This window comes from Rodentibacter sp. Ppn85 (assembly GCF_001999335.1).
In the GTDB taxonomy this organism is placed as follows: domain Bacteria; phylum Pseudomonadota; class Gammaproteobacteria; order Enterobacterales; family Pasteurellaceae; genus Rodentibacter.
This window is the reverse complement of the sequence record NZ_MLHS01000023.1, coordinates 38,170-57,347: the sequence shown is the minus strand read 5'-3', so window position 1 is coordinate 57,347 and position 19,178 is coordinate 38,170. Positions and strand designations below refer to the sequence as shown.

The following is a 19,178-nucleotide window of genomic DNA, read 5'->3' as shown; positions in this document are numbered from 1 at the left end:
AACCAACGCACGCACTCTTTATCCTTAGTGATTCAAGAGTGTAAGTTTATTGGTAATCATAGCAACTCTTGAAGTGTCCAAACAGAAAGAGGAACTATTAATTTACCAAGAAAACTTATCTCTCAACGGAGGTAAGTATGAAAGAGCAAACTCATCATACTAAGAAATTAGTAAGCAGTCTAGCTCCAGCGACCTCACATATATCGCAATGGCATTATATCAATTGGTATAAAGCAAACCGATATGTGAAAGGAATGCAGGTGCGGATTGCGAAGGCAACACAGGAAAGCAATTGGCGTAAGGTTAAAAACTTACAACGAATGCTTACCCACTCGTTTTAAGCAAAAGCATTAGCAGTACGACGGGTGACGGAAAATACAGGCAAACGAACCGCTGGTATTGATAAACGGATTTGGGATACACCTGAATCCAAATGGATTGCTATACAAGATCTATCAAGTAAAGGGTATCAACCTAAACCATTAAGACGAGTTTTCATTCCAAAGTCAAATGGGAAGAAACGTCCATTAGGCATACCCACGATGAAAGATAGAGCAATGCAAATGTTGTATTTACTAGCATTGCAACCCATAGCAGAGACAACAGCAGACAATAATTCGTATGGATTTAGATTAAACCGTTCAACGGCAGATGCTATATCACATATACATAGTATATTTTCAACAAAAGGAAACCAATCTCGTCAAATGGCAGAATGGGTACTGGATGCAGATATACATGGTTGTTTTGATTTTATTAACCACGACTGGCTACTCAAGCATATTCCAATGAATAAGCGAATACTCAAGAAATGGTTAAAATCAGGTGTTGTTGAGTTCGGTCAACTAAAACCAACAACGGAGGGGACAACGCAAGGTGGTATTATCTCTCCAACGTTGGCAAATATGGCGTTAGATGGGTTAGAAAAAGAGCTAATCAAGCACTTTGGTGCAAAGAATAGTCTTAAAATAGCAAAACATCGGACATACCTCGTTAGGTATGCAGATGACTTTATTATTTCAGGTATATCAAAAGAATTACTGGAAGAACAAGTTATCCCTATGGTGAAAAACTTTCTTGCAGAAAGAGGACTTTCCTTATCGGAAAGTAAAACCAAGGTAGTGCATATCGAACACGGATTTGACTTTTTAGGCTGGACTGTTAAACGTTTTGATAAAAAATTGATTATTAAACCAAGTAAGAAAAATGCAAAAGCATTTTATGACAAGGTAAAACAATCAATTTCAAAAATGAAAATGGCGAAACAAGATGACCTAATAAAAGTATTAAATCCAATGATAAGAGGTTGGACAAACTATCATAAACACGTTGTGGCTAAAGTGATATTTAACCGAATGGATAGTTTAATTTGGAAAGCCTTATGGCGTTGGTGCAGACGAAGACATCCAAACAAAGGAAAAATTTGGATTAAAGAGAAATACTTTTATTCAAATGCAACTCGGAATTGGATTTTCGGCACAGTCACCAACAGCAATAAAGGAGAACAAATCCCAATAGATTTACTCTACTGTGGATATGTGAAAATTAAGCGACACAGAAAGATAAAATCACAATACAAACCATTTTTACCTGAATGGGAAATGTATGGAGAAAACCTTGCTCAAGCCAGAATGTATGATGAACAATCACACAGACAGCAATGGCAAGCTCTTTACAAAAAGCAGAAAGGAAAATGTGCATTGTGTAATACGTCAATAACGAAAGAAAGCGGCTGGCACGATCATCATATAATTTACAAAATGTATGGTGGAACAGATTCACTAAATAACAGATGTTTAGTACATCCTGAGTGTCACCAACAAATTCATCGCCTGAATTTGAACGTTGTGAAACCGACTGCATAGCAGTTAATAGAAAGGCTTGAGCTGTATGCAGAGAAATTTGCTTGTACAGTTCTTAGGGGGCTGAGTGGTAGTAATACAACTTGGCTACCCGATTCAAAATAGCTCACAGATTAACCGCTCTTCGGAGCGGTTTTTTTATCTTCAATTATATTGTGAATCTCCTCACAAATTGCACAAAAGTTCACTCAAAATCATCAAAAATATTAAAGATTTATCTGGCTTTTATTTTCATTTCCCCTTATATTAGCGCACAGCTGTTAGCTCAATTAGCATTAAACTAAATAAGGTTAATATGAATCTCGATCTTCATTTTATTCATCGCATTGAACAACAAGTAAAAAAACTGGGAAATACAACCGCCCTTCGTCATAAAGAAAATGGTATTTGGAAAGACATTACTTGGGTCGCACTCCAAAATCAGCTAAATCAACTTTCTCTCGCATTACTTGCTTGCGGTATCCAAATACAAGATAAAATTGCAATTTTTGCCCATAATATGCCACGTTGGACGATTGCCGACATTGCCGCATTACAAATTCGTGCTGTTACAGTACCTATTTATGCAACCAATACTGCCCAACAGGCAGAATTTGTACTAAACCACGGTGATGTCAAAATTTTATTCGTAGGCGATCAAGAACAATATGATCACGCCTTAGAAATTGCCCCGCACTGTCCCCAATTACAAAAAATTGTGGCGATGAAACCTACCATCAAACTCCAATCCGACACTCTCTCTTGTTTATGGGAACAATTTATTGAGCTTGGAACAACGGATCACCAAGTCGAATTAAATCAACGTTTGCATAATAAGCGGATGGACGACTTATTCACCATTATCTATACCTCAGGGACAACAGGCGAACCAAAGGGCGTTATGTTGGATTACTCAAATCTTGCCCATCAATTGGAAACGCATGATCTTACGCTTAATGTTACACAGCAAGATATTTCCCTCTCGTTCTTGCCTTTCTCTCATATTTTCGAGCGGGCATGGGCGGCTTATATTCTTCATCGCGGCGCAATACTTTGTTATTTGGAAGACACAAATCAAGTGCGGTCGGTTTTAGCCGAGATTCGTCCGACGCTAATGTGTGCAGTACCGCGTTTTTACGAAAAAATTTACGCTGCCGTATTGGATAAAGTACAAAAAGCACCTAAATTTCGTCAGCTTCTTTTTCACTGGGCAATCGCTATCGGACAAAAACATTTTACATTGATGACAGAAAAAAAACCGATTCCTTTTCTGCTAAAAAAACAATATGCACTCGCAGATAAACTTGTCTTATCCAAACTTCGCCGTCTATTAGGCGGAAGAATTAAAATGATGCCTTGCGGCGGTGCCAAATTAGAACCGGCTATCGGGCTGTTTTTTCATAGTATTGGTATTAACGTTAAGCTTGGTTACGGTATGACAGAAACCACTGCAACGGTTTCATGTTGGCAGGATAATCAATTCAATCCTAATTCTATCGGTACTTTAATGCCTAAAGCAGAAGTCAAAATCGGTGCAGATAACGAAATTCTGGTACGTGGCGGCATGGTAATGAAGGGTTACTACAAAAAACCGGAAGAAACCGCTCAAGCTTTCACAGAAGAAGGCTTTCTAAAAACCGGCGATGCAGGCAAATTTGATACGGAGGGCAACCTTTTTATTACCGATCGTATTAAAGAATTAATGAAAACCTCTAACGGTAAATACATCGCACCACAATATATTGAAAGTAAAATCGGCAAAGATAAATTCATCGAACAAATTGCTATCATTGCAGATGCCAAAAAATATGTTTCCGCCCTCATTGTGCCGTGTTTTGATAGTTTGGAGGAATACGCAAAACAACTGAATATCAAATATCATGATCGGATGGAATTGATTAAAAATTCTGAAATTTTGAAGATGTTTGAACAACGTATTAATGCGGTACAAAAAGAGTTGGCTCATTTTGAACAGGTCAAAAAATTCACCTTACTTTCTCAAGCCTTCAGTATCAAATTGGGGGAAATTACACCAACTTTGAAATTAAAACGTAAGGTCATTATGGAGCGTTATAGCAACCAAATTGAGGCGATGTATAAGCAAAATAATGAGACATAAACAAGAAAAGTGCGGTCAATTTTAACCGCACTTTTATGTAACTAAAAAAATCCCCTTGTGGGGATTTTTTATCTAGTCGGTTTTTAGCGGTTCAATTTTCCAGATATTTTTTGCATATTCCAAAATAGTCCGATCTGATGAGAAAAATCCCATATTAATGATATTTTGGATAGTACTGTCAATCCATTGGTCGCGATATTTGTATTTTTCATCCACCACTTTTTGTGCCTCCACATAACTGCGAAAATCGGCAAAAACTTGGTAGTAATCATAATATTGCAATCCCTGTAATAGGGGTAAATAGCGTTGCGGCTCCTCCGGTGAAAATACCCCTGCAATAATCTGATCAACCACCGTGCGTAATTCCACATCATTTTGATAATAGTCAAACGGATGATAACCATCACGACGGAGCTGCTCTACTTGTGCTACCTTATTACCAAAAATAAAAATATGATCTTCGCCGACATTATCCAAAATTTCCACATTGGCACCATCTAAGGTTCCGAGTGTTAATGCACCGTTGAGAGCGAATTTCATATTACTGGTTCCCGAAGCCTCCGTACCGGCAAGGGAAATCTGTTCGGAAATATCCGCTGCAGGAATAATAAGTTGTGCCAAACTCACGCTATAATTCGGAATAAACACCACTTTTAAACGCCCTTGTAAGCGCTCATCATTATTGATGATTTTTGCTACATCATTAATAAGATGAATCGTCTGTTTTGCCGCGTAGTAAGCCGAGGCTGCTTTACCCGCTAAGATAAATACGCGCGGTTGCCAATTTTTTTCAGGGTTAGCGATCATCGTATTGTAACGGGCGATGATATGTAACACATTCAATATTTGGCGTTTGTATTCGTGAATACGTTTTACTTGTACATCAAATAGAGCTTTAGGGTTCAATTCAATACCGAGTTCCCGTTTCACATAATCGGCAAGTTTAACTTTATTGGCATATTTAATATCTGCAATCGTTTCTTTAAAAGCCTTTTCATGCGCCACGGTTTCTAATTTTTTGATTTGGCTTAAATCACAACGCCATTCCTGACCGATATATTGATCAAATAATGCGGCTAATTGAGGGTTTGCCACAGCCAACCAACGGCGAGGCGTGATACCGTTCGTCACATTGGTAAAACGTTCCGGATAAATACGTGCAAAATCAGCAAAAGTAGATTTCACCATCAAATCGGAATGGATTGCCGCCACACCGTTAACTTTGTGTGAACCGACTACTGATAACCATCCCATGCGTACTTTTCGTTGATAACCTTCTTCAATAAGTGACACGCGACGAATAAACTCATTATCCGTTGTGATGTAAGTCCGCACGTACTCTAAGAAATGATCATTAATGTCAAAAATCATTTGTAAATGACGCGGCAAGACTTTTGCCATCATCTCAACAGGCCAAGTTTCTAGCGCTTCCGACATTAGTGTATGACAAGTATAAGAGAAAATACGGCGTGTCATATCCCATGCTTTTTCCCACTCAAAGCCTTCCTCATCTACTAACATCCGCATTAATTCCGGAATCGCTAAGGCAGGATGAGTATCGTTCAAGTGAATCGCTACTTTATCAGCTAAATTTTCAAGGCTATTGTGAACACGCTTATGACGTCGAATAATGTCTTGTAAGGATGCCGACACCAAAAAATATTCCTGACGTAAACGCAATTCCCGTCCGTTCCATGTGGAATCATCAGGATAAAGAACCCGTGATAAATTTCGGCTGGAAGCTCGGGCCTCTACCGCTGCCAAGTGTTCCCCACGATTAAATTCCGCAAGATTAAACATTTCACCGCCATGAGCCGACCACAAACGTAAAGTTGCCGCCGAGTCATTTTTATAACCTGGGATCATTTGATCATAAGCAAGTGCGGTTACTTTTTCCTGCGGATTCCATATACATTTTCCACCTTCAAAATAGATGTTACCGCCAAAAGCAACATGAAAACGCTTGGACAAACGTACAAACTCCCACGGAGCCCCTTTTTCCAACCAAGCGTCAGGACGCTCTACTTGCTGACCGTTTTCGATTTTTTGACGGAACATACCGTATTCATAACGAATCCCATATCCCATTCCCGGCAAACCAAGCGTAGCGATAGAATCCATAAAGCACGCAGCCAAACGCCCTAAGCCGCCATTTCCCAAACCCGGATCAACCTCTTTTGCAATAATTTCTTCTAAATCAACATTTAGCTCACTTAACGCTTCTTTCGTTAAATCATAGACTTCTTCTGCAATCAGTGCATTAGAGAGTGTTCGTCCGATTAAAAACTCCATTGAAAGATAATGAACACGCCGCGCACCTTCAGTACGAGCTTGACGCGCAGCAGTAATCCAACCTTCAGTAACAAGATCCCGTACCGCATATAAGGTTGCATTTAACCAATCCCGTTTACTTGCTTCCCGCGGCGACCGGCCGATAGAAAAAATTAATTTATAAACGATGGATTTTTTTAGTTCCGGAACATCCAATTTAGGACGATCATAAAGAAATGGAGAATCAAAATTATCCATTATCATGGTAATAAACCTCTATTAAAAAATGAGAAACAGGAGAGATAGCTAAACAATATAAAATTCCATCGTGAATCAAGTAGGCATTTTAACAAAACGCTAAATTCAAAAATAATACAGCCTATTCCAAACATCCCTTTGGATTAACTATCAAGTATCTAACCACAAAAAAACGTGTAAATTTTAGCCTTTATTAGTTAAAAAACAACCAAATTTTATATTTATTTGGATGTTTTTTAATCACCATTATAAGCGCTGATATAAGCCAACATATTCTTTGGCAACTTTACGCCAACTAAAATCTTGTTCCATTGCATTGTGTTGAATCATTGCCCATATACGAGGTTCTTGCCAGAGAGCAAAAGCTTCTTGTAAGCAACAACGAAGTTCCTCCGGATTCGCATGGTCGAAAACAAAGCCTGTTGCTGTATGCTTTTTGATGTTTTCCGATGTGCTGTTTACAACGGTATCGGCTAGTCCTCCTGTTTTTCTTACCAGCGGTAACGTCCCATATTGCAAGCCGTAAAGTTGGGTTAAGCCGCAAGGCTCAAAACGGCTTGGCACTAAAATCACATCTCCGCCAGCGATCATCAAATGGGAAAGCGCTTCGTCATATCCGATTTTTACTGCAATATTTTGAGGGTAAGCGGCAGAAAGCTGGCGAATAGCCTCTTCCAAATGGGCGGAACCTGAGCCGAGAATGGCGAGTTGCCCGCCTTGCTTAACAATGTCGTCCGCACTCTCAACTAACAAATCAACGCCTTTTTGCTCTGTTAAACGGGTAACCATAACAAAAAGTAACGCATCGCTTACCGGTAAATTGAAGTAAGACTGAAGCGCCGATTTATTTTTCTTTTTCCCCGCCATAGATTTTTGTTTGTAGTGATACCGGATATACTCATCACAGCTCGGATGCCAAATTTTTTCATCCACGCCATTTAAAATACCGACCAATCGACCCTGATCATGTAATCCGCTTAACAAACCTTGCAAACCATAAGCAAATTCTTCCGTAGTAATTTCTTGAGCATAAGTCGGACTAACGGCGGTCACCACATCAGAGTAATATAAACCGGCTTTTAGATAAGATATTTGACCAAATAATTCCAGACCATTTATGTGGAACATTCCTTCCGGCAGCCCAATTTCGTATAAGTGGCGGTAATGAAATAGTCCTTGATAAGCCAAATTATGAATAGTAAATACCGATTTTGCCGGTTTTCCTTTATTAAACAAATATGCTGCTGTAAGTCCGGCATGCCAGTCATGCGCATGTACAATTTCCGCACGCCACCATGAATCAAGCCCGGTGGACAATTCTGCCCCCACCCAACCTAATAAAGCAAAACGTTTATAGTTATCCGCATAGTCATTGTAATTTATATCGTGATAAGGATTGCCCTCACGATCATATAAATGTGGCGCATCAATTAAATAAATCCCTACCCCCTTGTGTTCGCCATAGCGTAATATCACATGCCCCGCGAAATTATCAAACTCGGCAACAATATGAGTTTCTCCAATCCCCCGATAAATGGCCGGATAGGCCGGCAATAAAATCCTTGTATCTATCCCTATTTGTTGTTGAGCAAAAGGCAACGCTCCGATAACATCGGCAAGTCCCCCTGTCTTTAATAGGGGATAGAGTTCCGAGCAAACATGTAATACTTTCATTAGATATCCTATTTTTCACTATAAACAACTCTCCCAACTTCTATTACTTAAACGAAATCAGGAGAAATTTAATTAACAAAGTGCGGTCGATTTCAACCGCACTTTTCAGTTTATTTTATTAGTCTAAATGCTCTTCCGAAGCAACTTCTTCTCCTTTCAATCTTTGTAGCATACTATGAGTAACTAAAATGACTTTGCCTGTAGAGCTTACTCGGAAATGTTTTCTATCTTCTTCGATATCAAAACCGATTCGCATACCGTCAGGAATTTTACAATGACGATCAACAATACAATTTTTCAAAGAACAATTTTTACCGATTTCCACTTCCGGTAAGATAACACAATGATCAATGCGGGAACCTTCTTCAATTTTGATACGATCAAAAAGCACGGAATAATTAATAGAAGCATCCGTAATCACACAACCGCCGCCAATTAAAGAATTATCAACCGGACGAATATTCGCATTTTTATAGAAAAATTTTGAAGGATATGCTTGTACCGGATTACCACGAATCGGCCAACTTTGATCATAAATATCCAATTGTGGGTTTTCCGATACTAAATCGATATTAGATTGCCAAAAACTATCCAATGTTCCTACATCGCGCCAATAGATTTCCCCTTCCGTATTACGTCCCATACAGGAACGGCTGAACGGGTGAGCATAAAGCGTTTCTTCCGTTAAACATCTCGGTAATATATCTTTGCCGAAATCATGGCTGGTTTGCGGCTTATGTACCTCACACTCAAGCATTTTATAAAGATAATCCGCATCAAAGACATAAATTCCCATTGAAGCAAGAGATATATCGGGCTTGCCAACCATCGCAGGCGGATCTTTCGGTTTTTCAACAAACGCCTTCACTTTTAAGTTTTCGTTTACCGCCATCACACCAAATTCATGAGCTTCCGAACGCGGGACTTCAATACAACCTACAGTACATTTTGCACCACTGGTTACATGGTCCATCAACATCACACTATAATCTTGCTTATAGATATGATCACCCGCCAAAATTAAAATATATTTCGGACAATAGTGATCACGAATAATCGCCATATTTTGATAAACCGCATCTGCCGTACCGCGATACCAAGTGGTATCATCAATTTGTTGACGGGCGGGAAGCATATCTACAAATTCGCCGCGTTCCTGTGGTAAAAACGACCAACCGGTTTGTAAATGGCGTAATAAGGAATGTGCCGCATATTGTGTCACAACACCAATACGATTTAAGCCGGAATTAATACAGTTTGACAGGGCAAAATCAATAATACGACGATTACCTCCAAAATAGAGTGCAGGCTTAGCTCGTTTATCGGTTAGTTCATGAAGACGTGACCCACGTCCACCGGCTAAAATAAGAACCAAAGTGTCTTTTACAAGGGCGTTTTTGTCAGGGCTTTTCATTATAAACTCCGTTTGTTTTTAGTTATCCACTCTATACAACAAACAAAATGCCATACTGCTTACCGTTACTTCCTGTGACTGGATAAATGTTAAGTTTGTTGTTTCCACAAAGGCTTTCCATTGGCTTACAGCACTATTAGGCAATATGAAAGTCTGAGATTCTGCTTTCGCATTAATTAAAAAGAGCCATTTTTCGTCCAATAAAATTTGTAACGCTTTAACTCCAAAGTTATGCCAATCCTCTTGCTGCATAGGTGTTCCCCATACATTCAACCAGCTGACATTATCATTTGACCACCAAACATCTTTTTGCAAACTCCGAATTTGTTTACGAAGTGCAATCGTTTGCTTCACAACTTCAAATAAATTCTTATTAAAGTTTTCCCATTTCAACCAAGCAATTTCGTTGTCTTGGCAGTAAGCATTATTATTACCGTACTGCGTATTACCAAACTCATCGCCTGCCAACAACATTGGCGTTCCGTTAGCGAGCAATAAAGTCATCAACAATGCCGTTTGAGCGCAAGTGCGGTCGTTTTCTATCGCATTTTTTTGTGATTCGCAAAGAGTAACGGTTTGCCCTTCTACGCCATGGTTATAACTGTAATTTTCGGTACGCCCGTCCCGATTTTCTTCGCCGTTCGCTTCATTGTGTTTTTCGTTATAACTGACTAAATCCCGCAACGTGAAACCGTCATGGGCAGTGATAAAATTAACTGAACAATGCGGTAAACGACCTTCTTTCTTAAACAAATCGCTCGATCCTGCAAAGCGCTCAGCAAATCCCCCGATTTCGCCGCTTTTCCACAACCAAAAACGACAAATATCATCACGGAAACGATCATTCCATTCGGCAAAATAATCGGGGAAATGACCCGCCTGATAACCGTAATGCCCGATGTCCCAAGGCTCTGCGATCAATTTAATATTGTGTAGGCTCGGTTCGTTGGCTATGTCGACAAAAAGTTGGGCCGAGAAATTAAAATCAGGTTTATCCCGCCCAAGCACAGTCGCCAAATCAAACCGAAAGCCGTCAATATGACATTCTTCCGCCCAATAACGTAGGCAATCCACCACCCATTTTCGCCCGACCTCAGAGGATAAATTAAGCATATTGCCGCATCCCGTCCAGTTAATGTAATGCCCGTTATCGTTGCGCCAATAGTAAGTTTGATCATCAATTCCACGCTGACAAAATGTGGGAAAATGTTGTTCCGATTCTGCGGAGTGATTGAATACAACGTCTAAAACCACTTCGATGCCTGCTTGATGAAAAGCTTTCACCATTGACTTAAATTCAGTCAGCGGCTGATCCGTTGCCGCATATTTAGGCTCAACAGCAAATATAGCAAGGGGATTATATCCCCAATAATTTTGCAAACCTCGGGCCTGTAAGTGCGGTTCATTTAGGTGAAAATTAACAGGTAATAATTCTATTGTCGTCACACCTAATTCTTTTAAATACGCAAGGTTAATCGGATGTGCCAAACCGGCGTAAGTCCCCCGTAACATTGTAGGGAGCTTCTCGTTTAATCGGCTAAAACCCTTAACATGCAATTCATATACGATGGCCTCCCCCCAAGGAATATGAGGTTTTCGGTCACCGTTCCAGTCAAAATCTTCTTCAAAAATGACCGCTCTTGGGGCAATATGGGCGTTGTCGCGATGATCACTGAGCAAAAACCATTGCCGTTTTTCCGAGCAACTTAAATCAGGCTTATGACTTACCGCTTTAGCGTAAGGATCGAGCATTAATTTTTGCGGGTTGGCATACGGACCGTGAATACGAAAACCGTATTGCGTGCCGTTTCGTACACCGCTAACCGCCAAATGCCAAACATTATCGGTACAAGCCATAGTGAAACGGGTTTCAATTTCACCATCAAATAAACAGAGTTCCACTTTACTCGCCACAGCCGAAAACAGGCTAAAATTAGTTAATTTCACGCCATTTTCGACTTTTCTCGAACAGCCAAACGGAGTGGGTTCACCTAAATCAAAAACCTCGAACATCGCCTTACCATCAATTCCTAAATAAGTTTTCGCCCAGCTAATCGGCGAAGATAAAAAATAAACTATCCCAAATATTTCAAATAAATCGTTGCTAACGGAGGAATGGAAACAGAGAACGAATTTTCCCTTCCGTGGCTTTCGATCGGTTCACTTTGAACACTGCCAAAATTACCCAAATTAGCCCCCTGATAATACATTGAATCGGTATTCAAAATTTCTTCATATTTACCTGCCATATTCACGCCTATACGATAATTATGGCGAGGAACGGGGGTAAAATTACTGATGACAATAATCCGCTCGCCATTACTGCTTCGGCGTTCAAAAGCGAAAACGGAATTTTCCGCGTCGTTCACCACCAACCAATCAAATCCTTCCGGAGAATTATCAAGTTCAAACAGCGGTGAGTTTTTTTGGTAAATATGATTCAGATCTTTGACTAATTTCAACACACCTTTATGCCAACCACCGCCAATATTTTCATTAAGTAAGAACCAATCCAGACTTTCTTCGTAATTCCATTCTCTCCCCTGTGCAAATTCATTTCCCATGAAGAGCAATTTTTTACCCGGATAGCCCCACATATACCCATAATAAGCACGTAAATTGGCAAATTTTTGCCATGTATCACCCGGCATTTTGTCAAGTAAAGAGCATTTTCCATGCACCACTTCATCATGCGAAAGCGGCAACACAAAATTTTCACTATATTGATACACCATCCCAAAGGTCATTTTATCGTGATGATATTGGCGATAAACCGGATCAAGTTTCATATAAGAAAGCGTGTCATTCATCCAGCCCATATTCCATTTGAAATTAAAGCCTAAACCGCCGTTTTCACTGGGGTGAGTTACACCTGTAAATGAAGTGGATTCTTCCGCAATAGAAATTGCTCCCTTCATTTCATTGTGAATTTTCCAGTTAGTATGTTTTAAAAATTCAATCGCCTCGAGGTTTTCACGCCTGCCGTATTGGTTGGGAATCCATTCTCCCTCGGTACGGCTATAATCTCGATAAATCATTGAGGCGACCGCATCAACACGAATACCATCCACCCCAAAACGCTCCAACCAATAAAGTGCATTACTTGAAAGGAAATTACGAACTTCATTACGACCGTAGTTATAAATCAGAGTATTCCAATCTTGATGGTAACCTTCGCGCGGATCTGCGTATTCATACAACGCCGTGCCGTCAAAAGCCACCAGTCCGTGAGTATCACTTGGGAAATGCCCCGGTACCCAATCTAAAATCACATTAATACCGGCTTCATGAGCCTGTTTCACCAAGCGGCGAAAACCTTCCGCCGTACCGAAACGGCTGGTTGGCGAATAAAGTCCGAGAGGTTGATAGCCCCAAGAACCGTCATAAGGAAATTCAGAAAGCGGTAAAAATTCAATATGGGTAAAGCCCATATCTTTCACATAGGGAATGAGTTCGTCAGCAATTTGGTCATAGTCCAACCAAAAATTATTTTCAATATTACGCCGCCATGATCCTAAATGTACTTCATAAATAGAAATCGGTTGATTTGCTTGATTTGCCTTAGCACGGGTATCCGTCATGTCGATCACATTCGGTAAAACACCGATTTGAGAAGCCGTATCAGGGCGGAGCTGTGAACTAAAAGCATAAGGATCGGCTTTCAAACGAAGATTGCCATAACAATCAATTAATTCAAATTTGTAAAGCTGCCCAAGACTGGCTTTTGGCAAAAACAGTTCCCATATACCGCTCCCTGGATGAAACCGCATCGGATGTCGGCGACCGTCCCAGTAGTTGAAATCGCCGACTAAGGAAACCCGTCTTGCATTCGGTGCCCATAATCGGAAATTCACCCCGCTCACCCCATCGCACGCTATAAAATGCGCCCCCAAAACTTCATAAGGTCGTAACATAGAACCTTCTGACAGTAACCATTGCTCTAAGTCATCAGTTATTGGAGGAAACCGATACGGATCTTCAATAATCTGAGCTTCATTTCCCCAAAAAACTTGTAATTGATAGGCAAAAAATTGCTCACGATTCAAAATCACGGCGGCAAAAAAACCGCGATCGTCTAGTTGTTCCAATTCAGCAACCGATTCACCGGAGTCACGATCTATCACTAGCACGCGATTGGCATCCGGTAACAAAGCTCGAACTTCAATACCGTTTTCCGTTTTATGCATTCCCAGTGTCGCAAAGGGATCGCCGTTGGTTGCCTCAAAGAAGCTATTAATTATGGTATGGGTAATCGCAGTTGTCATAGCTGCCTCCTTACACTTTGCGTGCTTCATTAAGCATCGCAAAGTAAGTTTTTAATGATTCATTGTTAAAAATAAATTCTAAGGATTGGGCGAATTTTTTACGCCAATTCGGATATTCATACAAAATGCCAGGTAAACTTGGAATGTATAAACAGAGGAACTTCAACCAACGGCAAGAAAAAGGCCCATAAGTACTTACCCGTTTCGGTAAGGCGGAAGCATTCTTTGGTGAAATCGGCAGCCGAATTAAATAGTGTTGGGATTTTGTTGAAGCGAGTAATTGATAATAACCAAAAGAAAGTGAAGGCAAAGAAAGCGCGGTAGAATTTTGAGTAATTTTTTGTGCTATTGAAACACCATTTTGATCAAGCCACTCAAAGGATATTATCGGTTCGGTAAGGGCGAGCTGTTCAACACTATAATTGATGGGTTCATTTTCAAAGCAAACCAAAACATCATCAAATTCAGCTATTCGGCATTCACTTTCAATCGGCTTAAGCAATTCAATAAAATGCGATAACCTTTCCGGTTTTGCATGAACGAGTCGCCCAGTAATATCATAATGTACGGGAGCAATCCCCAACTTTTGGGCGGGTTGTTGAAACAGTTCCAATTCCATACGACTAAACACACAACAAATAACAACTTAATTTCATTCTAGTCTTGCTTAAAATAAATACAACGACTTTTATTTAAATTAGTGATCTCTGTCAAAATTTACTTTTCTATCTCCTCGTTTTTCTTGAAAATTTTTCCCAAAATCACGTTTTAAACTACAGAAACATAAACTCTATATAGGATTTTTTATAAAAAAACTGCTAGAGTTTTTCTCCTTTCTGATTTAGAATCGTGCAATTTAATTTTTTATCACTCACATTAATCCATTCATTTGCAGCTAAGGGGTAAAATAATGAAACTTGTCGAAGTTAAACATCCGCTGGTAAAACACAAATTGGGTGTTATGCGCGAAGCAGAAATTGATACGAAAAAATTCCGTGAACTTGCAACAGAAATCGGCAGTTTATTAACCTATGAGGCCACGGCGGATTTAGAAACGGAAAAAGTCATTATCGATGGTTGGAACGGCCCCGTTGAAATTGATCGCATTAAAGGAAAAAAAGTAACCGTCGTACCGATTTTGCGTGCCGGTCTCGGAATGATGGACGGCGTATTGGAACACATTCCAAGCGCACGTATCAGCGTTGTGGGGATTTACCGTAATGAAGAAACCCTTGAGCCCGTACCTTATTTTCAAAAATTAGCGAGCGATTTGGAAGAACGCCTTGCTATTGTGGTCGATCCGATGTTGGCGACCGGCGGTTCAATGATTGCAACCCTTGATTTATTAAAAGCAAAAGGTTGTAAACACATTAAAGTATTGGTGCTTGTGGCAGCCCCTGAAGGAATTAAAGCATTAGAAACGGCACATCCCGATATTGAGCTCTATTGCGCTTCTGTCGATGATCACCTAAATGAACACGGCTATATTATCCCGGGATTAGGAGATGCGGGTGATAAAATTTTTGGAACGAAATAACACAATGTTCTAAAACATCAAGACGGCTTTCAAGCCGTCTTTTTTCGGGCGGCAAACAGCTATCAAAACTGACCACACTTTCCAGTTAATTCAAACAGAGAGTTGAAACTAAAATGACTAATCAAAATCAAACGCCTTCTGCTCCAGCAGAAGAAGTACAGAGCATAGCAAAGCAATCTTTTGTCGGCTTACAAATGCTCTTCGTTGCCTTTGGCGCACTTGTGCTTGTACCTCTCATCACCGGTTTAGATTCTAATACAGCCTTACTTACCGCCGGCATAGGTACACTATTATTTCAGCTTTGCACCGGCAAACGAGTCCCCATTTTTCTTGCCTCCTCTTTTGCTTTTATCGCCCCCATTCAATATGGCGTACAAACTTGGGGAATTCCAACCACGATGGGAGGCTTGGCTTGTGCCGGCTTGGTCTATTTTGCCCTTTCTTCACTGGTTAAAATTCGTGGCAGCCAAGCCTTGGAACGAATCTTCCCGCCGGTTGTAGTCGGGCCTGTAATCATCATTATTGGGATGGGGCTTGCCCCTGTTGCCGTCAATATGGCATTAGGCAAAGATAGTGCCTATGCTTATAACGATGCCGTGCTCGTTTCTATGCTCACCTTAATCGTTACTCTTTCTGTTGCGGTATTTGCAAAAGGATTAATGAAGTTAATCCCGATTATGTTTGGTATCACGGCAGGTTATATTCTTTGTCTTTTCCTCGGTTTAATCAATTTTCAACCGGTAATAGACGCACCTTGGTTTGAATTGCCTAAATTGACAAAACCGGAATTCAACCTTGAAGCCATTCTCTATATGCTGCCTATTGCTATTGCACCTGCGGTGGAACATGTGGGCGGCATTATGGCAATTAGCTCCGTAACGGGGAAAGATTTCCTAAAAAAACCGGGATTACACCGCACTTTATTAGGTGATGGCGTAGCAACCACCGCAGCGTCGTTGATTGGCGGTCCGCCAAATACAACTTATGCGGAAGTCACCGGTGCGGTCATGCTCACCCGTAACTTTAACCCTAATATTATGACTTGGGCGGCCGTGTGGGCAATTGCGATCTCTTTCTGCGGAAAAGTGGGCGCCTTCCTTTCCACTATTCCAACTATTGTTATGGGCGGCATTATGATGCTGATCTTTGGCTCTATCGCCGTAGTAGGGATGAGCACCTTAATCAAAGGTAAAGTCGATGTGACCGAACCTCGCAACCTTTGTATTATCTCCGTAGTAATGACCTTTGGTATCGGCAATATGTTTGTCAATGTCGGCGATATTGTTGCGTTGAAAGGCATTAGTTTATGTGCGATCGTTGCAATTGTGTTGAACTTGATTTTGCCAAAAGCAAAAAATAACGTAGAATAAAGCCCAAAAGAAAGGGCTAAAAAAATAGCCCTTTCTTTCCCCTTAAATCAGCAGCATTATATCATTTTGAATCAGCAATTACCTTTGCCCATTCATCAAATTGATGATTGTACATTTGAGAATTTTTATGCAGACAATAATTTGTTACTGCTTGATTCTCTGCGCAAAAATTCACAGCAGATTCAACAGCAATTTTTCTATATTTGGGGAGCAACGGGCTGTGGTAAAAGCCATTTACTTCGCGCCCTCAACAATCAATATTTAAATGAACAACGTATGGCAATTTATGTGCCGCTAAGCAAATCCCGTTATTTCTCGCCGGCAGTACTGGAAAATTTAGAACAACAAGAGTTAGTCTGTTTGGATGATCTTGATTCCGTTATGGGTGAGCCGGAGTGGGAAATCGCAATTTTTGATTTATTTAATCGAATCAAAGCAAGCGGTCAAACGCTTTTGCTCGTGAGTGCCGCACTCTCTCCTTCCGCATTAAACGTACAATTACCCGATTTAGCGTCACGTTTAAAATGGGGCGAAATTTATCATCTTTCAGCGCTAACGGATGAACAAAAACTTGAGGTGTTACAAAAAAACGCCCGTCAACGCGGTATTGAGTTACCTGCAGAAACAGCACAGTTTTTACTCAAACGTCTAGATCGCGACACACACACATTATTACAAGCCTTAGAAAGGCTCGACAAAGCCTCATTACAGGCTCAACGTAACCTTACTATTCCCTTTGTGAAGGAAACGTTGGGACTATAAAAACAAAAAGTGCGGTCAATTTAGCCGCACTTTTCTCTATCATTTTTTCGATTTCTTAATAAATTTCATCAAGCGCTTGCGTTTGCGTAATTGATTCGGCGTGAGTTTATTTTTACGTCCGGCAAACGGATTGTCTCCTTCTTGGAAAATCAAACGAATCGGCGATCCGATAATCTTCAAACTTTTACGATAATAGTTTGATAAATAACGTTTGTAGGAATCCGGCAATTTTTCCATTTGATTACCATGTACTACGATAATCGGCGGGTTATAACCACCCGGATGAGCATATTTTAATTTAATACGACGCCCCCCGATCATTGGCGGTTGATGTTCATCTGTCGCCATTTGCAAAATGCGGGTCAGCATTGAGGTCGTCATTTTTTGTGTAGCGCAAGCGTAGGCTTCTTTAATAGAATCAAACAAATTACCTACACCGCTGCCGTGTAAAGCGGAAATAAAATGCACACGGGCAAAATCAATAAAATCTAAACGACGGTCAAGTTCCGATTTCACACGATCTTTGATTTCTTGATCCAGTCCGTCCCATTTATTCACTACAATGACAAGAGAACGACCCGCATTCAAAATGAAACCAAGCAAAGACAAATCTTGGTCTGAAATGTTTTCACGCGCATCAATGGTAAGCAATACTACATTCGCATCTTGAATGGCTTGCAGAGTTTTTATAACAGAGAACTTTTCTACCGCAAGATGTACTTTTCCCCGTTTACGCACCCCTGCCGTATCAATCAACGTATAGTGCTGTCCGTCACGTTCCATTGGAATATAAATGCTATCCCGTGTAGTTCCCGGCATATCGTAAACTACCACCCGATCTTCACCTAAAATACGGTTGGTTAAAGTTGATTTGCCGACATTAGGACGACCGACAATGGCAATTTTGATATGTTTATCTTGCTCATCTTCGTTTTCTTCTTCCAACGCCTCATCAAGGAGAGAGGAGTCTTCTTCCGAATCAAAATCAAACTCTTGTTCCCACTCGTCTTGTTCTTCATCAGAAGTGCGGTCGGTTTCTTCTACGTTTTCCATTTGTTCGGCAAAAGGAGCGAGCACTTGTTCCATTAATTGAGTCACGCCACGCCCTTGCGATGCAGCAATTTGCTCGATATTCCCTAAGCCTAATTGGTAAAATTCCGCACAGTGAGAATCAGCATCAATGCCATCGGTTTTATTTGCGACCACAACCGTAATTTTATTCACCCGTTGGCGTAAATAATTTGCAATGCCAATATCTGCGGCGGTCAGCCCTGCACGGGCATCGACAAGAAAAAGCACAATATCCGCTTCTTCAATAGCAAGCAACGATTGCTCCGCCATTTTTTCTTCCACGCCTTCTTCCGTACCATCAATACCGCCGGTATCAATCACAATAAATTCATGTCCGGCAATATGTGCATGACCGTATTTACGATCACGGGTTAAACCGGGAAAATCCGCCACCAAGGCGTCACGAGTACGTGTTAGGCGGTTAAACAGCGTTGATTTTCCTACATTTGGACGCCCAACAAGGGCTACAACAGGAGTTGCCATAAAAAATCTCTTATCTTGTCAAAAATGGGGGCATTATAACGGAAGTTAGGGTGTTGGTAAAAAATCATTTGAAAACAAATAAAAAAAGCACCCATAGGTGCTATTTATTGTCA

12 protein-coding genes and 1 pseudogene are annotated in these 19,178 nt (G+C 40.6%); 6 read left to right on the top strand and 7 right to left on the bottom strand.

Annotation, left to right across the window (positions count from 1 at the left end):
* Positions 1 to 137 precede the first annotated feature (137 nt).
* From ltrA to BKL51_RS04970, 3 genes and pseudogenes are all read left to right on the top strand, one after another.
* Positions 138 to 1,385: pseudogene (gene ltrA / locus BKL51_RS04975) on the top strand (group II intron reverse transcriptase/maturase); the annotation flags it as partial.
* 216 nt (positions 1,386 to 1,601) lie between these two features.
* Positions 1,602 to 1,865: an HNH endonuclease gene (locus BKL51_RS12060; RefSeq protein ID WP_369801907.1), complete on the top strand. Its 264-nt coding sequence runs from the start codon at positions 1,602 to 1,604 to the stop codon at positions 1,863 to 1,865.
* Between the two features lie 292 nt (positions 1,866 to 2,157).
* Complete coding sequence (locus tag BKL51_RS04970) at positions 2,158 to 3,960, top strand: long-chain fatty acid--CoA ligase (protein WP_077465634.1); 1,803 nt, start codon at positions 2,158 to 2,160, stop codon at positions 3,958 to 3,960.
* Positions 3,961 to 4,032: 72 nt separating this feature from the next.
* On the opposite strand, the gene BKL51_RS04965 is transcribed toward BKL51_RS04970, so the two are convergent.
* From BKL51_RS04965 to BKL51_RS04940, 6 genes are all read right to left on the bottom strand, one after another.
* A complete protein-coding gene (locus tag BKL51_RS04965) occupies positions 4,033 to 6,495 on the bottom strand; it encodes a glycogen/starch/alpha-glucan phosphorylase (RefSeq protein WP_077465633.1) in 2,463 nt (820 codons plus the stop codon).
* 240 nt (positions 6,496 to 6,735) lie between these two features.
* On the bottom strand, positions 6,736 to 8,163 hold the full coding sequence (glgA, locus tag BKL51_RS04960; RefSeq protein ID WP_077465632.1) for a glycogen synthase GlgA: 1,428 nt from the start codon (positions 8,161 to 8,163) through the stop codon (positions 6,736 to 6,738).
* 118 nt (positions 8,164 to 8,281) lie between these two features.
* On the bottom strand, positions 8,282 to 9,577 hold the full coding sequence (glgC, locus tag BKL51_RS04955; protein WP_077465631.1) for a glucose-1-phosphate adenylyltransferase: 1,296 nt from the start codon (positions 9,575 to 9,577) through the stop codon (positions 8,282 to 8,284).
* Between the two features lie 18 nt (positions 9,578 to 9,595).
* Positions 9,596 to 11,590, bottom strand: a complete 1,995-nt coding sequence (gene glgX / locus BKL51_RS04950) for a glycogen debranching protein GlgX (protein ID WP_077465630.1) — start codon at positions 11,588 to 11,590, stop codon at positions 9,596 to 9,598.
* Positions 11,591 to 11,652: 62 nt separating this feature from the next.
* A complete protein-coding gene (gene glgB / locus BKL51_RS04945; RefSeq protein WP_077465629.1) occupies positions 11,653 to 13,842 on the bottom strand; it encodes a 1,4-alpha-glucan branching protein GlgB in 2,190 nt (729 codons plus the stop codon).
* Between the two features lie 10 nt (positions 13,843 to 13,852).
* Positions 13,853 to 14,461 (bottom strand): hypothetical protein, encoded by a 609-nt coding sequence (locus tag BKL51_RS04940; protein WP_077465628.1) that lies wholly within the window; start codon positions 14,459 to 14,461, stop codon positions 13,853 to 13,855.
* Positions 14,462 to 14,752: 291 nt separating this feature from the next.
* Between BKL51_RS04940 and upp the strand changes: the two genes are divergently transcribed.
* The 3 genes from upp (at position 14,753) to hda (ending at position 17,511) form a co-directional block, all read left to right on the top strand.
* On the top strand, positions 14,753 to 15,379 hold the full coding sequence (gene upp, locus BKL51_RS04935) for a uracil phosphoribosyltransferase (RefSeq protein ID WP_077465627.1): 627 nt from the start codon (positions 14,753 to 14,755) through the stop codon (positions 15,377 to 15,379).
* Positions 15,380 to 15,492: 113 nt separating this feature from the next.
* Complete coding sequence (locus tag BKL51_RS04930) at positions 15,493 to 16,749, top strand: NCS2 family protein (RefSeq protein WP_077465626.1); 1,257 nt, start codon at positions 15,493 to 15,495, stop codon at positions 16,747 to 16,749.
* A gap of 66 nt (positions 16,750 to 16,815) precedes the next feature.
* Positions 16,816 to 17,511: a DnaA regulatory inactivator Hda gene (hda, locus tag BKL51_RS04925; RefSeq protein WP_077465625.1), complete on the top strand. Its 696-nt coding sequence runs from the start codon at positions 16,816 to 16,818 to the stop codon at positions 17,509 to 17,511.
* Between the two features lie 39 nt (positions 17,512 to 17,550).
* Here hda and der read toward each other — a convergent pair whose 3' ends face one another.
* On the bottom strand, positions 17,551 to 19,065 hold the full coding sequence (der, locus tag BKL51_RS04920) for a ribosome biogenesis GTPase Der (RefSeq protein WP_077465624.1): 1,515 nt from the start codon (positions 19,063 to 19,065) through the stop codon (positions 17,551 to 17,553).
* Between the last annotated feature and the right edge of the window lie 113 nt (positions 19,066 to 19,178).